This is a genomic window from Aeromonas sp. 19NY04SH05-1 (genome assembly GCF_040581895.1).
Taxonomy (GTDB): Bacteria; Pseudomonadota; Gammaproteobacteria; order Enterobacterales; family Aeromonadaceae; genus Aeromonas; species Aeromonas enteropelogenes.
Genome location: NZ_CP095328.1, coordinates 3,220,533 through 3,237,715 on the forward strand (window position 1 = coordinate 3,220,533; position 17,183 = coordinate 3,237,715).

15 protein-coding genes are annotated in these 17,183 nt (G+C 56.6%); 12 read left to right on the forward strand and 3 right to left on the reverse strand.

Annotation, left to right across the window (positions count from 1 at the left end):
- Window positions 1-11 precede the first annotated feature (11 nt).
- Together MRK42_RS14735 and ruvC are read left to right on the forward strand one after the other, a co-directional pair.
- Window positions 12-1,031: an efflux RND transporter periplasmic adaptor subunit gene (locus MRK42_RS14735; RefSeq protein ID WP_338610729.1), complete on the forward strand. Its 1,020-nt coding sequence runs from the start codon at window positions 12-14 to the stop codon at window positions 1,029-1,031.
- Window positions 1,032-1,162: 131 nt separating this feature from the next.
- Window positions 1,163-1,684, forward strand: coding sequence for a crossover junction endodeoxyribonuclease RuvC (gene ruvC, locus MRK42_RS14740; RefSeq protein ID WP_042027609.1), 522 nt, complete (start codon window positions 1,163-1,165; stop codon window positions 1,682-1,684).
- A gap of 29 nt (window positions 1,685-1,713) precedes the next feature.
- Here ruvC and MRK42_RS14745 read toward each other — a convergent pair whose 3' ends face one another.
- Window positions 1,714-2,916, reverse strand: coding sequence for a MalY/PatB family protein (locus tag MRK42_RS14745; RefSeq protein WP_338610732.1), 1,203 nt, complete (start codon window positions 2,914-2,916; stop codon window positions 1,714-1,716).
- Between the two features lie 81 nt (window positions 2,917-2,997).
- Window positions 2,998-4,569 carry a maltose/glucose-specific PTS transporter subunit IIBC gene (gene malX / locus MRK42_RS14750; RefSeq protein WP_216994082.1) on the reverse strand — a complete coding sequence of 524 codons (1,572 nt, stop codon included), beginning with the start codon at window positions 4,567-4,569 and terminating at the stop codon, window positions 2,998-3,000.
- 287 nt (window positions 4,570-4,856) lie between these two features.
- Here malX and MRK42_RS14755 point away from each other — a divergent pair, with 287 nt between their 5' ends.
- The 5 genes from MRK42_RS14755 (at window position 4,857) to MRK42_RS14775 (ending at window position 11,189) form a co-directional block, all read left to right on the forward strand.
- Complete coding sequence (locus MRK42_RS14755) at window positions 4,857-5,894, forward strand: Mal regulon transcriptional regulator MalI (RefSeq protein WP_042072889.1); 1,038 nt, start codon at window positions 4,857-4,859, stop codon at window positions 5,892-5,894.
- 184 nt (window positions 5,895-6,078) lie between these two features.
- A complete protein-coding gene (locus tag MRK42_RS14760; protein ID WP_338610735.1) occupies window positions 6,079-6,645 on the forward strand; it encodes a TetR/AcrR family transcriptional regulator in 567 nt (188 codons plus the stop codon).
- Between the two features lie 175 nt (window positions 6,646-6,820).
- Window positions 6,821-7,867 (forward strand): NADP-dependent oxidoreductase, encoded by a 1,047-nt coding sequence (locus MRK42_RS14765; RefSeq protein ID WP_338610736.1) that lies wholly within the window; start codon window positions 6,821-6,823, stop codon window positions 7,865-7,867.
- 328 nt (window positions 7,868-8,195) lie between these two features.
- Window positions 8,196-10,160: a BCCT family transporter gene (locus MRK42_RS14770; RefSeq protein WP_231867092.1), complete on the forward strand. Its 1,965-nt coding sequence runs from the start codon at window positions 8,196-8,198 to the stop codon at window positions 10,158-10,160.
- A 75-nt stretch (window positions 10,161-10,235) separates the two neighbouring features.
- A complete protein-coding gene (locus MRK42_RS14775; protein ID WP_338610739.1) occupies window positions 10,236-11,189 on the forward strand; it encodes a DUF1848 domain-containing protein in 954 nt (317 codons plus the stop codon).
- Between the two features lie 545 nt (window positions 11,190-11,734).
- Here the strand turns inward: MRK42_RS14775 and MRK42_RS14780 are convergent.
- Complete coding sequence (locus tag MRK42_RS14780) at window positions 11,735-12,652, reverse strand: IS5 family transposase (protein ID WP_354688326.1); 918 nt, start codon at window positions 12,650-12,652, stop codon at window positions 11,735-11,737.
- A gap of 156 nt (window positions 12,653-12,808) precedes the next feature.
- Between MRK42_RS14780 and MRK42_RS14785 the strand changes: the two genes are divergently transcribed.
- The 5 genes from MRK42_RS14785 (at window position 12,809) to MRK42_RS14805 (ending at window position 17,063) form a co-directional block, all read left to right on the forward strand.
- Window positions 12,809-13,324, forward strand: a complete 516-nt coding sequence (locus tag MRK42_RS14785) for a transposase (RefSeq protein WP_338610740.1) — start codon at window positions 12,809-12,811, stop codon at window positions 13,322-13,324.
- A 444-nt stretch (window positions 13,325-13,768) separates the two neighbouring features.
- Window positions 13,769-14,494, forward strand: coding sequence for an AAA family ATPase (locus MRK42_RS14790; RefSeq protein ID WP_354688327.1), 726 nt, complete (start codon window positions 13,769-13,771; stop codon window positions 14,492-14,494).
- A 46-nt stretch (window positions 14,495-14,540) separates the two neighbouring features.
- Entirely contained in the window at window positions 14,541-15,521 is a 981-nt protein-coding gene (locus MRK42_RS14795; RefSeq protein WP_279458731.1) for an IS5-like element IS5 family transposase, read from the forward strand.
- A gap of 56 nt (window positions 15,522-15,577) precedes the next feature.
- Window positions 15,578-16,216: an AAA family ATPase gene (locus MRK42_RS14800; RefSeq protein ID WP_354688328.1), complete on the forward strand. Its 639-nt coding sequence runs from the start codon at window positions 15,578-15,580 to the stop codon at window positions 16,214-16,216.
- Window positions 16,209-17,063, forward strand: coding sequence for a DUF4435 domain-containing protein (locus MRK42_RS14805; protein WP_354688329.1), 855 nt, complete (start codon window positions 16,209-16,211; stop codon window positions 17,061-17,063). The genes MRK42_RS14800 and MRK42_RS14805 overlap by 8 nt, the downstream gene beginning before the upstream one ends.
- Window positions 17,064-17,183 lie beyond the last annotated feature (120 nt).

A 17,183-nucleotide genomic window follows, 5' to 3' on the forward strand; every position in this document is an offset into this window, starting at 1 on the left:
CAAGGATGCTGATGACAGCGGCCCTGCTGGCGGGGAGCCTGGGCACCGCCCGGGCCCAGGAGAAGGTGGTCACCCTGGCGGATGTGACCCAGGGAGAGACGGCGGCCAGCATCTGGGTCAGTGGCACGGTGGCGAGCCGCCAGCAGGCGGCACTGAGCGCCGAGGTGAGTGGCCGAGTGGAGTGGATCGCCGAATTTGGCAGCCGGGTCAAGGCGGGGGACGAACTGCTGCGCCTCGACAACGCGGCGCTGCAACTGTCGCTGGAGCAGGCCCGGGCCGAGCAGGCCAAGTGGGAGAGCAACGTGCGCTTCGCCCGGGCCGAGTTTGGCCGGCTGGCGACGCTGCACCGGCAGAAGAGCACCTCCCAGAGCCAGTATGACAAGGCCCGTTACGACGTGGAGCAAGCCGAGCTGGCCGAGCGGCTGGCCCGGGTGCAGGTACGCCAGATTGAAGAGCAGCTGCGCCGCAGCCACATCTTCGCCCCGTTTGACGGGGTGGTGAACAACCACTTCATCCAGCCGGGGGAGCATGTGGATGCTGGCGAGCGGGCACTGGAGCTGGTCAATCCGGACCTGCCGGATATCCGCCTGCAGGCCCCCATCGTCTGGGCCGGCCGGCTGGCGCCCCAGACCCGGTTGCGGGTGGAAGGGGAGCAGCTGAGCGGCCACGGCGTCTACTACCAGCGGGCGGCCAGCGCCGATCCCAGATCACGCCTCATCGAGCTGCGCCTCAAACCCGACGCGGGTCGTTTCATCATAGGTTCGCCGGTGCGAGTCGCCCTGCCCCTTGGAGAGCAGCAGAGCATGCAGCTACCACGAGATGCCCTGGTGCTCGGCACCGAGGGGAGCGTGGTCTACCGGGTCGAACAGGGAGCGAAAGGGCTCAAGGTCAACCGGGTACCAGTCACAGTGCTGTTTGGCGACAGCCAGCAGGTGGCGGTAAGCGGCGCCCTCAAGGCCGGTGACAGGGTGGTGGTACGCGGCGCCGGCAGCCTGCGCGATGGCGACACAGTCACCCTGTTTGAGGGCTGAGTGACGGCCGGGGGTACCTTCACATTCCGTGGCTGCGCAATGTTTGGCCGCTTGAGTGCAGACGTACAGCCAAGCGGGCCACAGTTTGCTATCTTGGCGGCCATCACTCGCGTTCAGAGCAATCACAACCCATGAGCATTATTTTGGGCATAGACCCGGGATCGCGGATCACCGGATACGGGGTTATCCGGGTAGTCGGCGGCAAGGCCGAATATCTGGGGTCGGGCTGTATTCGCACCGATTGCGGCGAGCTGCCGGAGCGCCTCAAGCAGGTCTACGACGGGGTGTGCGAGATCATCACCCAGTTCAAGCCCACCGAATTTGCCATCGAGCGGGTCTTCATGGCCCGCAACGCCGACTCGGCCCTGAAGCTGGGACAGGCCCGGGGCAGCGCCATCGTGGCCGCCGTCAACGCAGCCCTGCCGGTGAGCGAATACTCCCCCACCCAGATCAAGCAGGCGGTGGTCGGCACAGGCGGCGCCGCCAAGGAGCAGGTGCAGCATATGGTGACCCATCTGCTGAAACTCTCCGCCACTCCGCAAGCCGATGCAGCCGATGCCCTCGGGGTGGCGCTCTGCCACCTGCACACCCGCCAGAGCCTGATCAAGATGGCGGGTCGCACCAGCGGCTCGGTGCGCGGCCGCTACCGCTGACCCCCTCCCCCCGCCAATCGGCGGGGTCTCTATTTTGCTACCAGTTCTCCCAGCGCCCCGATCAGGGCAGCTAGCCCCTGTTCCACCTTGTGGCGGGAGCAACCGACGTTCAAGCGGATAAAACCCCTGCCCTCGGGGCCATAGGTGTCGCCACGCATGATGGCGACCCGGTACTTCTCCACCAGCAAGCGTTGCAGCGCATCCATCCGCTCGGCCGAGTCGATACCGAGCCCGTTCAAATCAATCCAGGCGAGGTAGGTCCCCTCGGGCACCCGATAGTCGATGGCGGGGAAGGCGGCGTTGAGCCGCGCCGCCACCAGCGCCAGATTGCCGTGCAGATAGGTATTCAGGGCATCGAGCCACGCTTCCCCCTCCCGATAGGCGCTGATATGGGCCAACACCCCGAGGATAGGGGGGGACGAGAGGCCGTGGGCAGCCTTGAGCTGCCGCAGATAATCCGCCCGCGCCCCCTCATTGGGGATAAAAGCGTAGGCACCACCCAGCGCCGGAATGTTGAAGGATTTCGACCCAGAACTGACTAGTGCCCAGCCATCATCCGGGGCTACCTCGCTCCAGGGCTGGTAGGGGGCAAAGCTCATGTCCATATGAATGTCGTCCGAGATCACCCTGACCCCGTAACGCTGGCAGATGTCGGCCATCCGGCCCAGCTCGTCGTGCGTCCAGACCCGCCCCGTGGGGTTGTGGGGGCTGCACAGCAGCAGGATGCGGCAATCGGGGCGGGCCGTCTGACGCTCGAAGCAGGCCCAGTCAATGTGATAGCTCCCCTCCCCCTTTATCAGCGGACAAGGGAGCAACACCCGATCGTTGGCGCTGAGCATATTGCCGAAGGCGTCGTAAGCCGGGGTGTGCACCAGCACCCCCTCCCCCGGTTTGGACCAGAGGCTCACCAACTGGGCGATGATGTAGATGACGGAAGGACCGTAGACCAGACTCTCGGGGTCGAGGCGAGCACCGTAGCGGCGGGCGAACCAGCCGGTGACCGCCCCCTTGAAGTCGTCGTGGTTCCAGCGGCTGTAGCCGAAGACCCCGTGTTCGAGACGCTTGGCCAGGGTCTGGCGAATGCAGGGAGCGGTCTCGATATCCATGTCGGAGATGGTGAAGGGGAGCAGGTCGGCGTGGCCAAAGCGGTCGGCCACATAGTCCCACTGGGTGCAGTAGGTGCCGTGGCGATCGACCGGGCGGTCAAAATCAAAGGGGTCTGTGTTGGGCATCTCTTTTTCTCTCGCCAGCAAAGATACGAATGAACAAGGGGGCGTGACGCCCCCGGGGATTAAGGTAAAAGGCTGGCCGGATCAGGCCCCCATCAGGCTCTGCAACTGGTTTTTCACCAGATGGACCTGGGGACCTATTACCACCTGCAGGTTGTGCTCGTCGAGCTTGATCACCCCGATGGCGCCGTTGGCTTTGAGCAGCTTGTCATCGACCCGGCTCATGTCCTGCACCGACATGCGCAGGCGGGTGATGCAGTTGTCCAGCGCCAGGATATTGTCGGCACCGCCCAGGGCATTGAGGATGATCTCGCCGTTGTAACCGCTGTTGCCTGCCTTCTTGCCAGCCGGCTGCGCGGCCTCACTGGTTTCGATTTCCCGGCCCGGGGTTTTGAGGTTAAAGCGCACGATGGCGAAGCGGAACACGCTGTAGTAGATGGCAAACCAGATCCCCGCTACCACGGGCACCAGATACCACTTGGTGGCGGTGCCCTGCAGCACGCCGAACACCAGAAAGTCGATGAGGTTGCCGTCGGTGTTGCCGATGGTGACGCCGAGTAACCCCATGGTCATAAAGCCCAGACCAGTCAGGATGGCGTGAACGAAATAGAGCACGGGTGCCACGAACAGGAACAGGAACTCCAGCGGCTCTGTGATCCCGCCGATGACGCAAGCCACCACACCGGAGACCAGCAGCGCCTTGATCTTGCCGCGATTTTCCGGACGGGCGCAGTGATACATGGCAAGCGCCGCCCCCGGCAAACCGCCGAGGAAGGCCGGCATCTTGCCCTGGGAGAGGAAGGAGGTGGCCGAGACCGAGAACTGGGTGGTATCGGCGCAGGAGAGCTCGGCATAGAAGATATTGAGGGCGCCACTCACCTCGTTGCCGCACACAAGCTGGGTGCCACCCGCTTCAGTGAAGCGAATGAGCGCTACCAGAATGTGGTGCAGGCCAAGCGGCAACAACAGACGCTCACCGGTACCGAACAGGAAGGGACCGAAGGGGCCGGCGTGGGAAATCAGCGCACCAATGCCGTTGATGCCGGCGGCGAACCAAGGCCAGACGAAGGGCACCACCAGACCGACCACCCCCAGTACCAGTGCGGTGATGATGGGCACGAAGCGGGCACCGCCGAAGAAGGCGAGCGCATCCGGCATCTTGTAGGTGTAAAAACGGGCGTGGAGCTTGGCGACGATCACCCCGACGATGATGGCTCCCAGAATACCGGTATCGATGGAGCTGATGCCGAGGATGGCTTTCACCCCGTAGGCCTTCTCCGCCGCGGCGTCACCGATGACGTTGGCGACCGTCAGATAGAAGTTGATGGAGAGGTTGAGGGCCGCGTAGCCGACGAAACCGGCAAAAGCCGCCACTCCTTTCTCCTCGCGCGCCAGCCCGAGGGGAATGGCGACGGCGAACATCACCGGCAAATAGATAAAGGCCACCAGCCCTACCTTGGTCATCCAGAGGAAGAGCAGTTGCAGCAGGGTGTTGTCGAGAAAGGGCATGCTCTGCTTGACCGCATCGCTGGTGAGCGAGCTGCCGACACCGAGCAGAATGCCCGAGAAGGCCAGCAGGGCGACCGGCAGCATAAAGGTCTTGCCGAGGCTTTGCAGGAACTCCCATATCGTGGATTTGGCGGGTGACTTGGCCATGTGTCTGATCCTTGTAAGGTTAAGGGCACGCCCGATGTCGGTCACTGTCGCCGTTGTCCACTCCCTTGCTGGCAAGCAAGGGCGACAGCCCCCCATCAGGTTTTGCTGGATGATAAAACGTTTTATCACTTCGCAATTGCCAAGATGATCACAGAATGACCGAGCTGGCAGGATAGGCGTTGCGAAACTGTGAGCCAGATCGGCTCGAAGGTGATGTAACGTTTCACTCAGGCAGACGAGGGGGTATGCTGTGGCCTCGGTATCCATCTGCTGTCGCCCGTTCGCCTATGTCCCTCAAACCGCTCTTGTCGAAAAACCCCAAGATCACCGACGTTGCCCAGCTGGCGGGAGTCTCGGTCACCACCGTCTCCATGGTGCTGCGGGGCAAGGGGCGCATCTCCCCCGCCACCACAGAGCGGGTGCAGCAGGCGATCAAGCAGCTCGACTATGTGCCCAACAGCGCCGCCGCCAACCTGCGCAGCCAGCAATCCAACCTGGTGGGACTGATCTTGCGGGACATCACGGATCCCTTCTATACCGAGGTCACTGCCGGGGTGAGCGAGGTGCTGGAGCAGCAGGGGTACCTGCTGTTTCTGACCCAGTGCGGCCACAGTCCGGAGCGGTTGCAGCAGAGCATCCAGTCCCTGTCGCGCCAAGGGGTGGCGGGCATCATCTTCAATCCGGTGCGCGGCGCGGCCGCCAAAACCATGGAGGCGCTGCTCGACTCCGAGCTGCCCGTGGTGTGCGCCGCCCGCTCCTATTATCGCGATGACGTGGACTTTATCGGCCCGGACAACACCCATGCCGCCCAGCAAGCCACCACCTACCTCATCGATCAGGGCCACCGCCATATCGCCTATGTGGGGGGGAGGGCCGACTCGCTGACCCGCGCCGAGCGGATCGGCGGCTACTGCGCCAGCCTGCTGCAGTACGGCCTGCCCTTCAAACCCGAGTGGGTGCTCGAATGCGATCGCACCCAGCGCAGCGCCGCCGACACCATAGCCCAACTGCTGCACCAGCATCCCAAGGTGACGGCCATTCTGTGCCACTACCCGGAGGTGGCCCTCGGCGGCATCTACGGTGTGGAGGCGAGCGGTCGCACCGTGGGCAAGGACAACTACATCGGCCAGCAGGTAGCCCTGCTCGGCTTTGACGACGTGGCGGAGGCCGAACTCACCGCCCCCGCTCTCACCTTCGTCAGCTCGCCGGCGCGGGAGATCGGCCGCCAGGCCGCCCTGCGCCTGCTGACCCGGATGCAGCAACCCGAGCTCGCCCCCAATCGCCATATCATCACCCCCAATCTGCAAAAACGAGAATCGGCGTAAATCGCCAGGCGCGGGCGAAACAAAGCCCCGCCCTCTCGTTTCGACCTGATACGCCGGTAATGCCATCCCGAACAAGGGGTTAGCCCTGCTTGTCCACATACAGAACACACACCCTGAACAAAAAAGAGGCATTATTGGCGATCTTTTTCTAGACGACCGGTCTAGTAACTACTACCATGCCGCCATGACCGACAGATACCAAGACACGCGCCAGCATCTGCTCGACACTGGCCGCACCATACTGACCACCCACGGCTTCAACGCCATGGGGTTGAGCTTTTTGCTGCAAGAGGCCGGGGTGCCCAAGGGCTCCTTCTACCACTACTTCAAGTCAAAAGAGCAGTTTGGCGAAGCCCTGCTGAGTCACTACATCGACAGCTATCTGGTGGAGATGGAAGCATTGCTCGGTGGCCAGGACAAACCGGGACGCGAACGCCTGCTACGCTACTTCGCCCACTGGAAAGGGAGCTGTTGCGACTGCCTGGTCGTCAAGCTGAGCGCCGAGGTGGCGGATCTCTCCGACACCATGCGCCTCATCCTGAAGACCGGTACAGACAGGGTCGTGCGGCGCCTCGCGCTGGCCATCGAAGAAGCCATCGCCGATGGCAGCCTGAGTCACAGAGCGACCCAGCCGCTGGCGAACAACCTCTACCAGCTCTGGCTGGGGGCGGCCCTGCTTGGCAAACTGGATCGGGAGGGGCAACAGCTGGAACACGCCTACACCATGACGCTCCAGCTGCTGGCCCCATGAATAAACAGGCCCGATAGATGTCGGGCTTTTTTGGCAATCGCCACTAGACGACCGGTCTAATTTTACAAAAAGAAGGCGCTCACCATGTCATAAGGATGACGCCTTCCCGACTCGCGCCGTTGCGGGCAAACCAACTACGCAATGGCACTGACACCCAGTAATGTGAGGAAATACCATGAACCAGAGCCGAACCGAAAACCGCCAGATGACCCTGGCCGCACGCCCAGTCGGCACCCCGGGTGCCGAACACTTCGCCCTCAAAACCACCCCAGTCCCGAGCATAGCGGAGGGGCAACTGCTGCTCAGAACCGTCTACCTGAGCCTCGACCCCTATATGCGTGGTCGCATGAGCGATGCCGACTCCTACGCCGACCCCGTGGCCATTGGTGGCGTCATGGTGGGCGGCACCATCAACCGGGTCGTCTCCTCCCGCCACCCCGACTACCAGGAAGGGGACTGGGTACTGAGCTACGGGGTGGGCTGGCAGGATTACGGCGTCTCCGACGGCAGCTTCCTGTTCAAGCTGGATCCGGCACAGGCCCCCGTCAGCCACGCCCTCGGCGTGCTCGGCATGCCGGGCTTCACCGCTTTTATGGGGCTGATGGATATCGGCCAGCCCAAGGCCGGTGAAACCCTGGTGGTCGCCGCCGCGACCGGCCCGGTCGGCGCCACCGTCGCCCAGATCGGAAAAATCATGGGCTGCCGGGTCGTTGCCATCGCCGGATCCGACGAGAAATGCCAGGTGGCCCGCGAGGAGCTGGGCGCCGATGTTGCCCTGAACCACAAGGCGAGCGACTTCGAGCAACAGCTGACCGCCGCCTGCCCGGATGGCATCGACATCTACTTCGAGAACGTCGGTGGCCGGGTGCTCAAGGCCGTGCTGCCCCTGCTCAATGCCAAGGCCCGCATCCCGCTGTGCGGCACCGTTTCCAACTACAACGCCAGCGCCCTGCCCCAGGGACCCGATCATCTGGACTGGGCCTGGTCCACCATCCTGACCAAGCGGGCCACCGTGAAAGGCTTCATCATTTTCGATGACTACGGCCATCGTTATGGCGAGTTCGCCGAGCAGATGGGCAAGTGGGTGAGTGAGGGCAAGATCCACTATCTGGAGCAGATAGTGGATGGTCTGGAAAACGCCCCCGAGGCGCTCAAGGGACTGCTGGAAGGCAAAAACTTCGGCAAGCTGGTCATTCGCGTCGGCCAGGACGAGCTGGCCTGAGTTGAGGTGCCAGCCATAACGGCATCTGACACGGGAATGCAAACGTCCTCCCGGGAATTCGCCGCCGATAGGCACAGTGCTCCTTAACATTAAAAATCCGAAACTGCTTCAAGCAGTTTCGGATTTTTTTATGCGGACCTGTGAGCCACCTCCACTCGCTGACCCACGATTAGCGTCAAGGTGTGACAGTGACCAAGGATTAATCAGGGTTTGTTTATTTGGCGTGTTGTGGCTTTATAGTATCTTGACAGAGCCCCTCCTTATCCAAAGGTGTCCCATGAACACACCGCGTTGCACATTGTCTTTACCGATATTTATCCCAAGCCTTTTGTTTATCATCACCCTGCTGGCGGTCTGCTCGCTGGCGCCAGAGGCGGCCGCCCGCTTCTTTGGCGACGGCCAGAGCTGGATTGCCCAGCACTTCAGCTGGTTCTACGTGCTGGTGGTCGGCATGTTCCTGATCCTGCTGCTGGTGCTCGCCTTCAGCCACTACGGCAACATCCGCCTCGGGCCGGACGATGCGCGCCCCGAGTTCAGCTTCACCTCCTGGCTCGCCATGCTGTTTGCCGCCGGCATGGGCATAGGGCTCATGTACTTCGGGGTGGGCGAGCCCATGACCCACTTCGTCTCACCGCCCCAGGCGGCGCCCCTCACCCCGGCCGCCGCCCGCGAGGCCATGGTCACCACCTTCTTTCACTGGGGCTTTCACGCCTGGGCCATCTACGCCATCGTCGGCCTGGTGCTGGCCTACTTCGGCTTTCGCTACAACCTGCCGCTGACCATCCGCTCCGGCCTCTACCCCATCTTCAAGGAGCGGATCCGCGGGCCGCTCGGCCACGCCGTGGATATCTTCGCCCTGGTGGGCACCATCTTCGGTATCGCCACCACCCTGGGCTACGGGGTGCTGCAGCTCTCGGCGGGGATCACCCGGCTCACCGGCATCGATACCTCGGGGGAGCTGTTTCGCTTCGGCCTCATCGGCGTCGTCATTGCCCTGGCCGCCCTGTCGGCGGTCACCGGCCTCGACAAGGGGGTCAAGCGCCTCTCCGAGCTGAACCTCTTCCTCGCCATCGTGCTCTTGCTGTTCGTGCTGCTGGCCGGCCCCACCCAGTATCTGCTGGGGGCCCTGTCCGAGAACATCGGCAACTATGTCTCGTCCCTGACCCAGCTCACCTTCCGCACCTTTACCTACAGCGAGACCAGCCAGGCGGGCTGGTTCGGCAACTGGACCCTGCTCTACTGGGCCTGGTGGATCTCCTGGTCCCCCTTCGTCGGCCTCTTTATCGCCCGCATCTCCCGCGGGCGCACCCTGCGTGAGTTCATCCTCGGCGTCCTGTTCGTGCCCACCGCCTTCAACCTGCTGTGGATGACGGTATTCGGCAACGCCGCCATCTGGGTCAGCCAGCGCGCCGGGGGGCAGACCCTGACCAGCTCGGTCGGCAACGTCGACACCCTCCTGTTCAACTTCTTTGACCTCTTGCCGGGATCCGACATCACCTCGGCGCTGGCGGTGATCCTCATCAGCGTCTTTTTCGTCACCTCCGCCGACTCGGGGGCCTTCGTCATCGACAACATCGCCACCCAGGGCAAGGAGCGCTCCCCGATCTGGCAGCGCCTGTTCTGGGCCGTGCTGCTCGGTATCACCGCCGGCACCTTGATGGCCACCGGCGGGCTGGCGGCGCTGCAGTCCATGACGCTGATCGCCGCCCTGCCGTTTGCCATCATCATGGTGCTGCTCTGCCTGGGCCTCTGGCGCGGGTTGGTCGCCGACCGGGAGCACTCGGCGCGCCGCCTCTCCCCCGCCACCGATTTCTGGAACGGCAAGCAGTGGCGCACCCGAATGGATCACCTGCTGCGTCCCTCCACCGAGGCCGATGCTCACACCTTCCTGCGTGATACCGCCCTGCCGGCCCTAACCGCCCTGTGTCGCGAGTTCGAGGCGCGCGGCCTCGCCAGCCGAGTCGTGCAAGAAGATGCGGATCAGTGCCACCTGCTGGTGCCCCAGGAAGGGCGGCGCGATTTTTGCTACGGGGTGCGCATCGAGGCCCGCCCCGCCCCCGCCTTCAACCCGTTGGAAGCGGCCCACAACCATGACCCGGATGCCCGCATCTTCGAGCCCATCACCTACTTTGCCGACGGCCGCGCCGGCTACGACATCCAGTACCTGACCCGCGACGAGCTGAGCGCCGATGTCTTGCGCCAGTACGAGCGCTACCTGGTGCTGAGTCAGGACGAGGGGCTGGATCTGTTAAGCGGCGCACCGGAGCACACGCCGCCTGAATCCGGGGCCTGATATTCATGCCCTGCGGGTTGGCGAGGAGCGGCCTATCCCCTCCTTGCCAATCCCCGGGGCGAGTGCCGCAATGCCATGATCATCAGCGCAAGCAGAAGAACCGATATCCCGGCCTTTTATACCCCCTGGTTGATGAACCGGATAAGGGCCGGTTTTTTACTCACCCGCAATCCGTTCAATGCCCACCAAATCACCCGGGTGTCACTGCACCCGGATAAGGTCGATGCCATCGTATTCTGGACCCGGCAGCCAGCCATGCTGATGCACCACCTGGATGAACTCGATGCCCTCGGCCATCGCTACTATTTTCAATACACCCTGACCGGCTACCCCAAAACCCTGGAGAGCCGGGTCCCCAGGCCCCATAACGCCATCAAGACCTTCTGTGAGTTATCAGACAGAATTGGCCCCCACAAGGTCATCTGGCGCTACGACCCCATACTGCTGTGCAACCTGGTCGATCTGGCCGAACACAAGCGGCTCTTTTACAAGATTGCGTCACTTCTGGCCGGCAAGACCCACAGGGTCGTCATCAGCTTTGCCGACCTTTACAAGAAGACAGAGAAGAACCTGCGTGCGGTCGAGAACCTTGTCTTTCACGACATGCTGGATAACAACCTGGACAACCATGATGCGCTGGATGAGCTGGCATCCTTTATGGCGCAGACTGCCGCCCGTTTCGGGATGACCATAGAAACCTGTGCCGAAACTATCGACCTCGCCCATCTCGGCATTGCCCATGGCAAATGCATCGATGATCAGTTGATCCACTATCTGTTCAACCGCCGGGTCGACGGCAAAAAAGATCTCGGCCAACGCGAGGCCTGTGGCTGCGTCAAGAGCATCGATATCGGCGCCTACAACACCTGCCTGCATGGTTGCACCTACTGTTACGCCACCTATAGCCAAGAATCGGTTATCAAGCACAAGCAACGCCACGATCCCCGAAGCCCCTTTCTGATTGGCGGGATAGAGGGGGTTAATGAGCGTTATCTGGTTGCCGAGCCGGTGCAGAAGACGCTTTTTTAATCCCATATATGGCCAAGCTGTGGTTGCTGGTCATATCGAGACATGTTTCCCATCACCAAGGCTTTTGCGTGGCAAGCATCAAGTCATCTGCGGGCCACTATCCAATGCCAATCTCCATACAGCCATAGAGCCTCCTATTTACAGCCCCGCCTCTTGGTCTCCTTTACCAGCCGCCACTCGCCCCTGACTATCGGCATCGAGTGGCAACCCAGGCCGCGCCTCACACCAAATGTTGAGCTGGCGCAAAAAATCAATCCATTACTGATAGTTACGTCATTTTTTGACTGGCTAAATCAGATTCGTTTGGCCTAACATGGCCATCCGGTACCTATTGAACAGTGATGGGTTACTGCCCTCGCTGGTTAATGGAGCATATTGGAAGCTGTAATCCACGGGCGGTAGCGTGGTTTTGGCAAGCGATAGACGCAATTTGTAGGTTGGTGCTGAGCGCAGCGAAGCCCAACAATCGCGCCCTCTGTCGATTGGTGCGGCGTTGTTTCCCAAATCAGCCAGAAAGTCATGACTTCGCCTGCCCTGGGTGACCGCTACACTCGGGGCTGTCTGACAGGTAGTTCCAGGGTATTCAGTTTGTTTATGGCGCTGACATACGCCATGACTTCTCCCACCTGACCATTGTAGTTACGCAGACTGATTTTCCCCGTCAGCAACTGCTTGAACCGATACATCGCCGTCTCTGCCAGTGAGCGACGGTGATACCCCGATATCTTCTTCCAGTGCGCCAGCCCTTCCTTGCGCATCACCAGCACAGCGTCATTTCTTGGGTGTCCCTTTTTCCATAACCCCGCGCTCTTGCGAGGCGGTATACAGGCTGTCGCCCCTTTGCGCGAGATAAGTTGATGGCTGGCTTTGCTGTCATAAGCTCCATCCGCATAAACATGTCCCAGCTTACGCCGCAGAGGGTTGAGCAAGGTGGGCAACACCTCGGCATCATGGACATTTTCCAGCGAGACTTCCGCCGCCACGATATCGTGGGTCACTGGGTCTACCGCCAGATGCAACTTGCGCCAGACTCGCCGTTTCTCGGCGCCGTGTTTTCTGACCTTCCACTCGCCTTCACCAAACACCTTCAGCCCGGTTGAGTCGATAACCAAGTCGGTAATGCGTCCCTTTGGGGGCTGTCGATAGGCCACTGTCACCGTACGTGCTCGCTTGCTGACACAGCTATAGTCTGGTGCGCACAACGGCACATTCATCAATTCGAACAGGGAGTCGAGTAGTCCCTGGGTTGCTCGCAAAGTGAGGTTGAAAATCCCCTTGAGCATCAGGAAGGTGGCGATGGTTTGGTCGGTGTAGAGCTGGCTACGGCCCCGCCGTCCATGATGGTCGTGGTGAAACCAGTTGCTCATGGCCTCGGCATCAACCCAGAAGGTGAGTGAACCACGATTAATCAAAGACTTGTTGTATTTAGGCCAGTTGGTGATGGGGTGAAGCGACGTGCCCATAATGCAGACTTGGAGAGGATGGTGGTGATCAGATCACCAAGTCCTCAGTTAGTTCCATTCAAGCTGTATCGATTTGGGCAACAACGCCGATTGGTGCCACACACTGCGAAACCGAACAAACTGGATGCATCACCCCGATATGGGATAAGGAGAGCCATGCGCTATCGCCGAGCCATTGCCAGCGGCGCATGCTGGTTCTTCACCGTCAATCTGGCCGACCGGAAGCAAGATCTGCTGATACGCCATATCGACCTGCTGCGCGAGGTGATCCGCCACGTCAAACAGCATCATCCCTTCGAGATCATTGCCATGGTGGTGATGCCGGATCACCTCCATGCCATTTGGCAACTACCACCGGATGACAGTGACTATCCCCTGCGCTGGTCTCTGATCAAGGCAGGATTTTCACGAAAGCTCGCCAAAACAGAGCGGATACGGGAGAGCAGACTCAGAAAACGGGAGCGCGGCATCTGGCAACGCCGCTATTGGGAACATTTGATCCGGGACGACAAGGATCTGCAAGCCCATGTCGAGTACATCCACTTCAATCCGGTCAAACATGGCTATTGTGCCAAACCGGTCGATTGGCCTTATTCCTCCATCCATCGCCATATTGCGGCAGGATGGATAGGGCCAAATTGGGCCATTGATAGTGACTCGGGTCGGGAATAATTGGTTTGGGATATTTTGTAGGTTGGTGCTGAGCGCAGCGAAGCCCAACAAATGGGAAAATGATTTCCAAAATACGATAGGAATCGTGGCAATAGATAATCAGCAACCGAATTTAGTGTTCTCGGTAAACGTTGTGCTTCAATTCGTGTAGGTTGGTGCTGAGCACAGCGAAGCCCAACAAATTGGAGAGATGATTCCCAATATACAATAGGAATTATGGCAATAGAAAATCAACAACCGAATTTAGCTTTCTCGGTAAACGTTGGGCTTCACTTCGTTCAGCGCCAACCTACATGTGTTAGCCCAACATACGAGATCCTCCATTCTTCGCCATATCACCGCAGGATGGATAGAGCCAAATTGGGTCATTGATAGTGACTCGGGCCGGGAATAATTGGTTTAGTTTTTGGTCGGTTTAGCCCAACATACGAGATGAGAACATCCATGTATAAAATACAAAGTGTTATTATAGAAAATTTCTGGGGTAAATTTAATGCACATTGTAATTTTGATGATAATGTCAACATTATAATAGGGCGAAATGGCACCGGTAAAACAACATTTATGAACATACTGCAATCAGTGTTGTCAGTTGATATTGATGGCATTATGAATACAAATTTCGATCGAATAGAAATAAAGTTGCGACATAATAGCAGTATAAAAACCATTAAAGCAAAAAAAATAGAAAATCCAAACTTCCCAATACAAGTCCTTGAATACCAGATATCCCAGAGCAAATTTCAAGTTCGGTTAATTCCTAGTGATGACAGAAGGATTTCTCCTGGCTTTAGACGAAGAGTTCAAGAGGAATGTGAACAAATTAAAACAAAGCTCACTGAACTCGTAACTCTCTCATCCCTATCTGTTTATCGGCTTAGAAATGGTCAAGACTATGAAGTTCGTGATAAGAATGGGACTAGAGTCATAGCTCCAGTTGACTATAAACTTGGTGAACTCTTACAGGATTTAACTCACTATCAATTAGATTTATCCCAAAAGGCTAGAGATGTAGCCACAAAATTACAAAAAGATGTTTTAGCTTCCATATTATATAGCAAAGAGGATTCAAGACATAAGGGATATATTCTTTCTTATGATAAAGAAAAAGAAAAGACAGATCTTATCGCGGCATATAAAAGATTAAGGAAGGTGCGAACAAGTCTGTGATATGAGATCATAATGTTCATCCGGAGCCGCATTTCCGAGGGCCATCATGAGTCATCAACTCACCTTCGCCGACAGTGAATTCAGCAGTAAGCGCCGTCAGACCAGAAAAGAGATTTTCTTGTCCCGCATGGAGCAGATTCTGCCATGGCAAAACATGGTGGAAGTCATCGAGCCGTTTTACCCCAAGGCTGGTAATGGCCGGCGACCTTATCCGCTGGAAACCATGCTACGCATTCACTGCATGCAGCATTGGTACAACCTGAGCGATGGCGCGATGGAAGATGCTCTGTACGAAATCGCCTCCATGCGTCTGTTTGCCCGGTTATCCCTGGATAGCGCCTTGCCGGACCGCACCACCATCATGAATTTCCGCCACCTGCTGGAGCAGCATCAACTGGCCCGCCAATTGTTCAAGACCATCAATCGCTGGCTGGCCGAAGCAGGCGTCATGATGACTCAAGGCACCTTGGTCGATGCCACCATCATTGAGGCACCCAGCTCGACCAAGAACAAAGAGCAGCAACGCGATCCGGAGATGCATCAGACCAAGAAAGGCAATCAGTGGCACTTTGGCATGAAGGCCCACATTGGTGTCGATGCCAAGAGTGGCCTGACCCACAGCCTAGTCACCACCGCGGCCAACGAGCATGACCTCAATCAGCTGGGTAATCTGCTGCATGGAGAGGAGCAATTTGTCTCAGCCGATGCCGGCTACCAAGGGGCGCCACAGCGCGAGGAGCTGGCCGAGGTGGATGTGGACTGGCTGATCGCCGAGCGCCCCGGCAAGGTAAGAACCTTGAAACAGCATCCACGCAAGAACAAAACGGCCATCAACATCGAATACATGAAAGCCCGCATCCGGGCCAAAGTGGAGCACCCGTTTCGCATCATCAAGCGGCAGTTCGGCTTCGTGAAAGCCAGATACAAGGGGCTACAGAAAAACGATAACCAACTGGCGATGTTATTCACCCTGGCCAACCTGTTTCGGGTGGACCAGATGATACGTCAGTGGGAGAGATCTCACTAAAAACCGGAAATAACGCCAGGAATGGCGAAAAAACGGCCTAAATAGGCTAATTCGAGGTGTTTACGGGAGAACAATCGGCCCGGATCCGCGAAATTTTAATCAGCGAGCCAGCTTGGGAAGAAATGACCTGCTTATTCGCACTTTCCTTAAATGCTATTGATGACGACGTTAAACAAAAGATAAACTTTCATGTTGGCGCCATTGACGAAACAATTAAAAAGATAAATAAAAAAAGTGGTGACATTAATTTTGCATCCTTAGAGGCACTCCGTAAAACGCAATCAATAATTAAAATGTCACTTAAAGCTGAAGAGGAGACGTCTCATATATTCTCACCGATTACTTTATTCCTAGAGACGTTAAGAACTTTTATACCAGATAAAACATTTCAATTTATCGGTGGGCTACTCAAAATTTCAAGTCTAGATGAGAATATTAATTGCAGTGAACTATCCTCAGGTGAAAAACAACTACTGATTTTATTTATAGAGACATTATTGCAAAGGCAAAAACCATTTGTCTTTTTGACTGATGAACCAGAGCTTTCTTTGCATATAGCTTGGCAAAGAAAAATAATTCCCGCAATAAGACATATAAATCCTAACGCACAAATAATTGCAGCAACACATTCACCTGAAATAGCCTCAAATTATAAAAACTTCATATATAATATGGAGAACCTCATCCGTGAATAGTCTTAGTTACTCAATGGAGGCTCAAAACATTTTAAATCTTTTTTATAATACTAATTATGTAGTTTATGTAGAGGGGAAAGATGACATCCCATTTTGGGAAAATTTATTTTGCAAATTTACAACACTAATGGTTGAAATACAAGATGTCGGTAGCTGTAATGAGTTAAACAAATATATAGATAGAATCATATCTGGTGAGCTGAGTTCGGTAATTGTTGCATGTGACTCAGACTTTACATTATTTGAACAATATAAGTCTCATCCTAAAATCATTAGAACTTTTGGTCACTCTATTGAAAACACATTGATTTCAGAACAAACAATAACCAAAGTAATACAATCACTTGGAAGAATACCAAATAAAAACGTACCAAAAGAAGATATTTTAAATTGGTTAAACCATATTGATTCATCTACATATAAATTAACAATGCTTGAAATATTCAACTACGTTAATAAATGTGGATTAAGTATACTAGGTGATAATTGTTCTAAACTTACAGTATCTAGGACATCTCCAACTTTATGCCCAGAGAAGATAGATGCATTGTTGGATTCTTTCAATATAAACATTGACAGTGATTTTCAAACAAAAACGAACCACATCCTACATTCAAAAAACATGAGATTATTTAATTACTTGAGGGGGCACTTTCTCTTTTCCGCCACTCTGAAATTCATAACTTCAGAAGTAAGAAAGTACGATGGAAAAATATCACTATCCAAGGATGCTCTATTTACAGCTTTACTCTTAGCTTTCGAAACCAGTTTAAATAGCTCTCATAATGAATTCCAATACTATCGTTCGTGCTTTGAACAAATTGAGCCTATAAATCAGTGTGCTTAGTTCATCGTAATTAATATTATCCATGTGGTAAAAATCTATGCCCACCATCTTTTTGAGCAAACCGTAACTTGGCTGGCTATCTACCGCCGTTGCAACGAGGGATGGATCAAAGATGCAAAG

Coding starts and splice junctions, on each gene's coding strand:
- MRK42_RS14735 (WP_338610729.1), top strand. CDS start 12: ATGACAGCGGCCCTGCTGGCGGGGAGCCTGGGCACCGCCCGGGCCCAG.
- ruvC (WP_042027609.1), top strand. CDS start 1,163: ATGAGCATTATTTTGGGCATAGACCCGGGATCGCGGATCACCGGATAC.
- MRK42_RS14745 (WP_338610732.1), bottom strand. CDS start 2,916: ATGCCCAACACAGACCCCTTTGATTTTGACCGCCCGGTCGATCGCCAC.
- malX (WP_216994082.1), bottom strand. CDS start 4,569: ATGGCCAAGTCACCCGCCAAATCCACGATATGGGAGTTCCTGCAAAGC.
- MRK42_RS14755 (WP_042072889.1), top strand. CDS start 4,857: ATGTCCCTCAAACCGCTCTTGTCGAAAAACCCCAAGATCACCGACGTT.
- MRK42_RS14760 (WP_338610735.1), top strand. CDS start 6,079: ATGACCGACAGATACCAAGACACGCGCCAGCATCTGCTCGACACTGGC.
- MRK42_RS14765 (WP_338610736.1), top strand. CDS start 6,821: ATGAACCAGAGCCGAACCGAAAACCGCCAGATGACCCTGGCCGCACGC.
- MRK42_RS14775 (WP_338610739.1), top strand. CDS start 10,236: ATGATCATCAGCGCAAGCAGAAGAACCGATATCCCGGCCTTTTATACC.
- MRK42_RS14780 (WP_354688326.1), bottom strand. CDS start 12,652: ATGGGCACGTCGCTTCACCCCATCACCAACTGGCCTAAATACAACAAG.
- MRK42_RS14785 (WP_338610740.1), top strand. CDS start 12,809: ATGCGCTATCGCCGAGCCATTGCCAGCGGCGCATGCTGGTTCTTCACC.
- MRK42_RS14790 (WP_354688327.1), top strand. CDS start 13,769: ATGTATAAAATACAAAGTGTTATTATAGAAAATTTCTGGGGTAAATTT.
- MRK42_RS14795 (WP_279458731.1), top strand. CDS start 14,541: ATGAGTCATCAACTCACCTTCGCCGACAGTGAATTCAGCAGTAAGCGC.